We start from the raw sequence: 8003 nt of genomic DNA, 5'->3' as shown, positions 1-8003 counted from the left end.
TGGCTGCGGGCTTCAAAAGTTTTTTGAGATCACGTCCTTTAGGACGACAATATCAAGTGCCTGCTCGCCTACAAGTCTTTTCAGCCGTGCGTTTTCTTCCTCTAACTGGCGTAATCGCTTTGCGTCAGAGATGTTCATTCCACCGAACTTGCTGCGCCACTTGTAAAAGGTCGCATCCGAGATGCCATGCTGACGGCATAGATCGACAACGCGAACTCCAGCCTCGGCTTGCCGCAAAATTCCAATAATCTGTTCTTCGGTGAATCTGCTACGTTTCATTCTTGTGCTCCTATGTCAGGAACACTAACTTTTCAATGGCATACTTTTCGGGGGGAGGGTCAAACCCTCAATACTCTTGCCGCGCCGCATGCTGCCAAGAAGCATATGCAGTTCCACATGTTCGCCCAGCAAATGTTTGCGGCACATGCCTTCAGGGGGCAACATCCACATACGCATATGATTCTCCTGCAAGCAGAAAAAGGTTTTTGAAGCCAGAGATTGCGTCACCCATTCCGCTGTATGCGAAAAGGCCCGAATCCTGAGATCCGGGCCTTGGTGTATCAGTCGGCAGTGACCGGCTTGCGCTAGTCGTTGACCGTGCGGGAGTATTCCAGAGCCTTGGCCTGCTCCTCGAAGTTCTGGAAGCCGGAGTGATGCAGGGCATCCTCAACCGTTTCGTTCCAGTTCCAGGTGGCGTAGATCACGGGCTTGTGGAAAGTGGAACGGAAGCTCTGCAATTCAGCGCGGTAAAATGCTTCCTTGGGGGTGTCGAGGTGCTCGCGGAACTGTTCGTGCCGACGCTGCAACTCGCCCTCGTACCATTCCTGAATATCCTGCGGTTCCTTGTACTTCTTGAGGATATGACCGTAACCGGTCTTTTCCATCAGATCGGCAAGGCGCTTGTGGTGTTGGGCGGCAAGCCACTTGCCGAGGTCGGCGGCAGAATGGTTTTCCCCTTCCACAGAGGCGATGTCGAACACGGTCTGGTAGTAGGTATCCGGCACCACAGAGGCGGAGGTTATGCCCGCAATGGCGACCAGACCGCGCAGGATGATGCTGTTGGACACGCCCTGACCGCAGAAGCCCACCTTCTTGGCGTACTTCTGTCCAGTGAATATGCTGACAAGGATAGCCCAGACAACAGCAGGATCTTCCTCGTCATAGATGTGGGACAGGCGCGAGTTGTCGCGGTCTGTCGCCAGCACCATCTGGGTCATGTCGTTGGAGCCGATGGAGAAGCCGTCAAACTCGGAGATGAACTGCTTGGCCAGAATGGCGTTGGAAGGCAGCTCGGACATGAGAATGATCTTCAGGCCGTCCTGACCGCTCTTGAGCTTGTGAACCTGCTCAAGGTAGCTGCGCATGGAGCGGGCTTCTTCCAGAGTGCGCACAAAGGGCAGCATCATGCGCAGGTTGGAGCCGCCGTATACGCCGCGGGCCAGCTTGAAGGCTTCAATTTCCCAATCATGGATATTACGGGAAACGCCGCGATAGCCAAGCATGGGGTTGTCTTCGGTATGTTCAAAGAGGCTGCCGCCCAGCAGATTGCGGTATTCGTTGCTCTTGAAGTCGGTTGTGCGGTACGTGATGGGCTTGCCGTAGAAGGCCATGGCAAAGAGGGCCAGGTTTTGGGCCAGGGTCTGAACGTAATGCTCCTTGCCGGTACGGAAGCCGCGGGACTTGATGATGCCGCGAATTTTGTCCGTCAGGTTGCGCAGGTCGTCCATTTCCTTTTTCAGGCCGGAGCGCAGGCTCACTTCTTCACGCAGATGGTTGATGTTGTCCATCAACTTGGTGACTGCGGGCAGATCCTTGATGCGGCGCACATGTTCTTCAACAGTGGCTTCGATTTCGGCAACACGCTTGGCGGATTCGGGGTCAGCCGGATTCAGCAGGGCCAGAGCGTCATCGTAACCCATGATGATGCGAACATGGTCGGCCAGATCATTGGAGGTCTTGAGCACTTCAATACGGCGTGAGGCCATTTCGAGGTGCTGGTCAACCTTGTGATCCAGTTCGCGCATTTTGCGGTGCTGCATCAGCACTTCTTCCGCATTCAGGCTCTTGCTCGCTTCGGCAAAGGCTTCAACTTCTGCGGCAAGGCCGGTCACTTCGCCCACGTATTCACGCAGGTTGAAGTTGAACACGATCAGACCGGCAGCCATCTGCTCGCGCAGCACCTTGGAAAGGCGGTTTTCAAGCTCTTTCAGCTTGCTGTGCACCACATTTTCCAGTTCGCCGTTGTCAAAGGCTTCCAGTGCCTGCGGATGGATGCTGATGTTGCCAAGCATGAATTCCGCGCGCAGCAGGCCCACTTCAAACTGGGGGAAGTTACGCAGACGGGAGAGGAACAGCGCCTGACCCACATCGGCCAGCACAAGGCCGACCTTGGTCTTGGTAAGGGGCAGCTTGGAGAGATCCATTTCGCCGCCTACAAGGTGCAGGGGCAAAAGGCCGCGATAGACCTTGCCGCGTGTGCCGTCAACAGTCACTTCCGCGCCGTCGAGCGCACGCAGGATGTCGAGGCGCTGAATGCCAATAATGGCGGCAATGCCAAGCTCGCGCGAAGTAATGGCCGCGTGGCTCGTGTCGCCGCCCACATCGGCCATAATGGCCGATGCCACACGCATGCCCGGCACCATGTCCGGGTCGGTGCGTTCGGCGGCAAGCACATCGCCCTTGGCGATCTTGTTCAGTTCAAGGGCGGAGCGCAAAAAGCGCACCGTACCCTGACCCGCACCGCGTGAAGCGCCATTGCCTTCCACCAGCACTTCGGCTTCGGCGGCGGCTTTGGCGTCCACCTCGCGGCGGCGCATGAAGATGGTATGGGGGTGCAGCTCAAGGTCATCGTTCCAGCGGGTTTCGGGCCGCGCCTGGACGAACCAGAGCTTGTCGTTGGCGTCAATGCAGAATTCCGTATCCATGATGATGCCGCCGTAAGCCTTGCTGACGGAGCGCACACCCTGGGCTACGCGTTCGGCCTGGCTGAGCGAAAGCGCCCAGCGCAGAGCCTCAAGCTCGGAAACTTCCACTTCACGGGTGCCGCCACGTTCGTCATAGACGATTTTCATGTCCTTGCAGCCCATCTGGCGGATCACAACTTCGCCGCCGTCATCGCGCTGGAAGACATAAAGCTTGTCAGGCGTCACCTTGCCGCCCACCACGGCCTCACCGAGGCCATAGCTGGCATCAATGCTGACCAGTTCGCGGCGGTCTGTGCCGCGGCAGCCCGTGGCGGTATCAGCCGAAAAGGCCGTACCGGAAATCACGGGGTTGATCATCTGCATCATGCAGACAGAAAGCGAGGTGTGCTCAATGGCCCACTCAAGCTTGGCGTTTTCAGCAATGCTCTCGTCGCCGGTTTCTTCGGCCTTGGCCAGCGCGTCAAGGATGGCCTCGCGGCGGTAGGTCATGGAGCGCAGATTGTAGGCAGAAGAACAGTCCCAATGGTAGGCTTCCACTACTTTGTCTTCACCCACCATGTTCAGGTAGGTATCCTGGAGACCGGCAAAGGCCTTCTTGCGCGAGTCTTCGCCCGCAGCGGAAGAACGCACGGCCACGGGGGTCATGTCGTCTTCATTTTCGCGGCAGATGTCGCGGTATGCGCCGCGCACGGCTTCCGCAACATCGTTCGGCACTTCAACAGACAAAATGGCCGCCTGCACCATGACCGAGCGCTTGCGCAACTGGTCGATGCCCTCGGGAGAGGTGGCGAAACCTTCGACTATATTATTGATAAAGGTGCGCAGCTTGGTATTGGTCTGCTCGCCTTCCGCCAGCGCGGCCTGATGAATCTGCTTGCCGAGCTGGCGCACGAACTTCTGCAAGAAGTCCGGATCCTGGTTGATTTCGGGGTCGTTCCAGTCAATGCGCCCGTATTCACGGTCCACCACGCTGCGTACCACACGCCCATTGACCTTTGTTTCATCAAGCAGATGATGAAAGGCAATGGATGAGATGGCGCGAAAATGGGGCGCCTGAATGCCCTGAATCTGACTGATCAGGGCAGTGTTGTAGTTCTTACCACCAACAAGCAACTCCGCTTCGGGACCAATCTGCACAATTTCGGCACCATCAAGCACCAGTTTTTTCTGAACTGCCTCGGGCGCTGCGCCCTTGGGTTTGTTCTGCGCAGGTTTGGCGGCGGGAATCTTAGCCATGTCTTCCTCCGGTTTGGGAAACAGAAGCTTTACAACCTTGGAAATTGTATATCGCCACTAAGGAACTGTCCACAAATTCCAGTAGTGAGCGTAGTAATTAACTTACGCGCACACCGCAATAGGGGCAGAATGCGATGTTATCCATAGGAATGGGCTGACCGCAGGCCTCGTTGCCGCATATGCGCGGCACAGGCCCCAGCTCCACAATAAGCTCACCTTCTCTGACCGAAACCATCTGCTTGTTTTCTTTGAAATCGGCGGTTTTAAGCACACGTTTCACCATGCCGTCAATGGGGGCCAGAACGGCCTTTTCCTGCTTCATGATGGAGACGTTAAAGAGCTCTTCGCCCGCCTTGACCACATCACCGGGATGCACATACATGACCCACAGATCGCCGTTGCTGGGCGCGCCCACATGATACTTGTTGGCAGTGTCGGCCATAATCGTGCTCTTTGCGCCGTTGCCCGAAGGCTGCCGAACCTGAACCTCGCAGCTCATGAATTCGGAGTCGAGCACATAACGGCAGATGGAGATGCCCGCATCGTTGGGGTTGGAGATGCTGAGCAGCAAAAGATGATGGGGCTTGCCGCTGCTGTCGTTGAAGTACAGATCCTGGCCGACTTTCAGACCCTCGAACCATATGTGCAAAGGCAGGTTGTTGGGATCGCCGAACTTGGACTTGAACTGGATGGTCTTGAGCGCGTCTGCCGGATGGTTAAGGTACAGCACAAACTCTTCATCGTTGGGCTTGCGCTTCAGAATTTCGGCGCAGGCCTTTTCTTCGGCTGCAAGGTTCACTTCTGCCAGCGATTCAAGGGGCGAAGCCTCTGTGCGGGCCGCCATGGCGCTCTTCCAGTCAGAGCCGAAAGCGCTCTGATAGACCCAGTCAGCCGGGAAGCCGAGCGGCAGTTTGCCGAATTTGCCCTGGAGCAGGTTGCGGAAGGCGTCGTTGCAGTCCTGATAGATGTTCAGGCGCGCGCGGCGCATTTCGTCCGTAAGCTCTTTCTCAGGGGTGCGGGTGATCTGACCCAGCACTTCCAGCAGGTAGCGCACTTCGTCTTCGCCACCCCGCTTCCATGCGCCTGTAACGGCCAGAAACGCCGTGTTCCAGGTGATCTGCGAGCCGGGGGTAACATCGTGATAGCGCACGATCTGGCGGGTGCCTTCAAGGAACTTGAGCATGTAAGGCAGCAGGTGAATGTACCCCTGCTTCATGGCGCCTTCCTGCGAGGAGGAAGTGGCGCCGCCGGGCATGCCGTGGCGCGTTACGTCATAGTCGATGCCCTGGAAGTACGGCGCGCAGTAGCGGTCGTAGTAGGGCATGATCTGCTTGCAGACAAAGTTGGCGTCGCGGATGGCGTTTTTATCAAGGTTGCACTTGAGGCCCAGTTCGTCTTCAATATAGGCCATGGTGGCAAGCACATCGCCCTGACCATAAGAACGCACCGAAGAGCCGAGACCCACGTCGATGATGTGCGCACCGGCCTTGGCCGCGGCACCGCAGGAGGGCACGAAAAGGCCGTCGGTATAGTGCCTGTGGTAGTGCAGCACAAGTTCGGGCCATGCTTTGCGCAGGGCTTTGACCAGCTCGTCCATGAAGCGCGGCGGGCAAACGCCGGCCATGTCCTTGAGGCCCAGAATGATGTGGCGCGAGGCTTCCTTGGGGCTTGCACCCATGATGTCGCCCACCATGCGGAGCATGGCTTCGGTAACGCCCAGGTAGTGCTTGACGTCAAAACCCTTGGCCCATGACATGGAAATGGCGGGCTGGAAGATAATGTCCTTGCGGTCCATGACCACTTCGGCAATGGGGCGCATGTTTTCCACATGGTTCAAAAAGTCGAAGCAACGTACGACCTGATAGTGGTCGCAAATCATTTCGCCCGTTTTGAGCATGAGGTTGCGCGGCTGCGGCGTATACCCAAGCACGTTGGTGGAACGCACCAGCAGCTGCTTGAGGGTTTTGGGCGCAAAGCGGTTCCATTCCTTGGCTTCGGTGAAGGGGTAGGTCATGTTAGCCAGCATGGCCACATGGAAGTGCGCCCCGCCGCCGTTTTCGAGCGAGAAAAAGCCCGCATTGTCAAGGTAGGGGCCCATGAGCCTGTCTTCGGCAAGGCGCAAGCGGTTGCCGGAGTTGGACTGCGTGAGGTCGCGGGTTGTGGTGTCGGTAAAGTGCACCAGCCCGGAATCACGGATATAGTCCAGCGTGGCCATGCGGTCGCCCTGCGGATAGGGCGAAGGCTGACGGCGCGCAGCCGTGCTTATGGGCGGCAGCACAGGCTCAAAGGGTCCAAGACAGGGCGTTGAGCTTGAACGGTATTCGCCAAGCTGCACGTAGGGGTTGAAGCCCTTGGCCGAAATCTCGGCCACCAGCTTGGCAAGACGCTCGCCTTCGGGCGCAAGGTCGGTGTAAACCATGAGCTCGGGATGCGTGGCGATGAAGTTGGTATTGATGCCGCCCTGCTTGAACAGGGGGTGCTTGATGACCTGACGGAAGAAAGGAATGGTGGTCTTGATGCCGCCGATCACATATTCGCTCAGGGCGCGTTCCGTGATGCCAAGCACCTTTTCCCAGTCAGTGGCGTAAGATATGAGCAGCGCGCCCGCAGAGTCGTAGTTGGCGGGGAACTCGTAGCCTGCGCTGATATTGGAATCAAGGCGCACGCCGGGGCCGCCGGGCGACACATAGCGCGAAATGAGGCCGGAATTGGGGGCGAAGTTGTCCTGCGGGTTTTCGCAGTTGATGCGCACCTGCATGGCCCAGTACGAAGGACGCTGGCTTTCTTCGCGGTAGCGCAGTTCCGCGCCAAAGGCCACGGCGATCTGCTCTTCCACAAGGTCAATGCCGTAGCGGCATTCGGTGATGCCGTGTTCAACCTGCAAACGGGTGTTAACTTCAATAAGGTACGGCGTACCGTCAGGCGTAACGAGGAATTCGACCGTGGCAAGGGAATGGTAGCCCACGGCGCGCACAAGGCGGCGGGAATAATCCTTGAGCCTGTCGCGCAGGTTCTTGGTCATGCCCGGCCAGGGCGAAGGCGTGATTTCAATGAGTTTCTGGTGGTTGCGCTGCACGGTGCAATCGCGTTCGTCAAAGGCGAACACGTTGCCGTACATGTCGGCAATGACCTGAATCTCAATGTGGCGCACATCGGCAAGGAACTTTTCCACAAACAGGCGCGGATTGCCAAACGAAGCCTGAGCCATGGTGGAAGCCTTGAAAAAGGCGTCTTCCAGATCAGCCTCGTTATGAATGGCAAAAATACCGCGACCGCCGCCGCCCCCTTCTGCCTTGAGCATGATGGGCAGCCCGATCTCGTTGATAAGCTGGCGGGCGGTAGGAATATCCACGGCTCCTTCAGAGCCGGGCACAACAGGAATGCCCAATTTGCGAGCCACTTCTCGAGCCTGAACCTTGTTGCCCAAGAGGTTCATGGCCTCGGCTGTCGCGCCGATAAAGGTGATGCCCGCCTCTTTGCAGCGCTGCGGAAAGCGCGTGTCCTCGGAAGCAAACCCCCAGCCGGGGTGAATGCCGACTACGCCACGTTGTTTGGCTTTGTCGATAATGCGGTCAATATCCAGATACGCGCGGGGGTCTGTCCCGAGCAGCATCAGTTCCTGCGCCGTTGAGGCCGCAGGGGCCGTTTTGTCCACATCAGTCGCAGTCATTGCCGCTACCGCGTCAAAACGTTCGCGGATGGAACGACAAATGCGACGGGCCGGAATACCGCGGTTAGCTACCAGTATTACCTTGCCCTTCAAAAAATCCTGAACTTCCGAGAATGTCTTGTTGGCCATGCCTTTCAGCCCTTTTCTACCGGCGCATTTCTGCCCACGCACCG

The 8003-nt window shown here is 57.5% G+C and carries 3 protein-coding genes and 1 pseudogene; all 4 read right to left on the bottom strand.

Features of this window, described 5'->3' with window-relative positions; genetic code table 11:
* Nucleotides 1–21 precede the first annotated feature (21 nt).
* A pseudogene (locus G449_RS0115235) lies at nucleotides 22–279 on the bottom strand (transposase); the annotation flags it as partial.
* Nucleotides 280–303: 24 nt separating this feature from the next.
* Nucleotides 304–444, bottom strand: coding sequence for a hypothetical protein (locus G449_RS18675; RefSeq protein ID WP_281166559.1), 141 nt, complete (start codon nucleotides 442–444; stop codon nucleotides 304–306).
* 140 nt (nucleotides 445–584) lie between these two features.
* Entirely contained in the window at nucleotides 585–4160 is a 3576-nt protein-coding gene (locus tag G449_RS0115225) for a PEP/pyruvate-binding domain-containing protein (RefSeq protein WP_022660179.1), read from the bottom strand.
* Nucleotides 4161–4257: 97 nt separating this feature from the next.
* On the bottom strand, nucleotides 4258–7959 hold the full coding sequence (locus G449_RS0115220; protein WP_022660178.1) for a pyruvate carboxylase: 3702 nt from the start codon (nucleotides 7957–7959) through the stop codon (nucleotides 4258–4260).
* Nucleotides 7960–8003: the final 44 nt, after the last annotated feature.

The sequence above is a fragment of the Desulfovibrio desulfuricans DSM 642 genome, assembly GCF_000420465.1.
GTDB lineage: Bacteria > Desulfobacterota > Desulfovibrionia > Desulfovibrionales > Desulfovibrionaceae > Desulfovibrio > Desulfovibrio desulfuricans.
The sequence above is the reverse complement of the archived record's forward strand: the minus strand, read 5'-3'. Positions and strand labels throughout refer to the sequence as shown.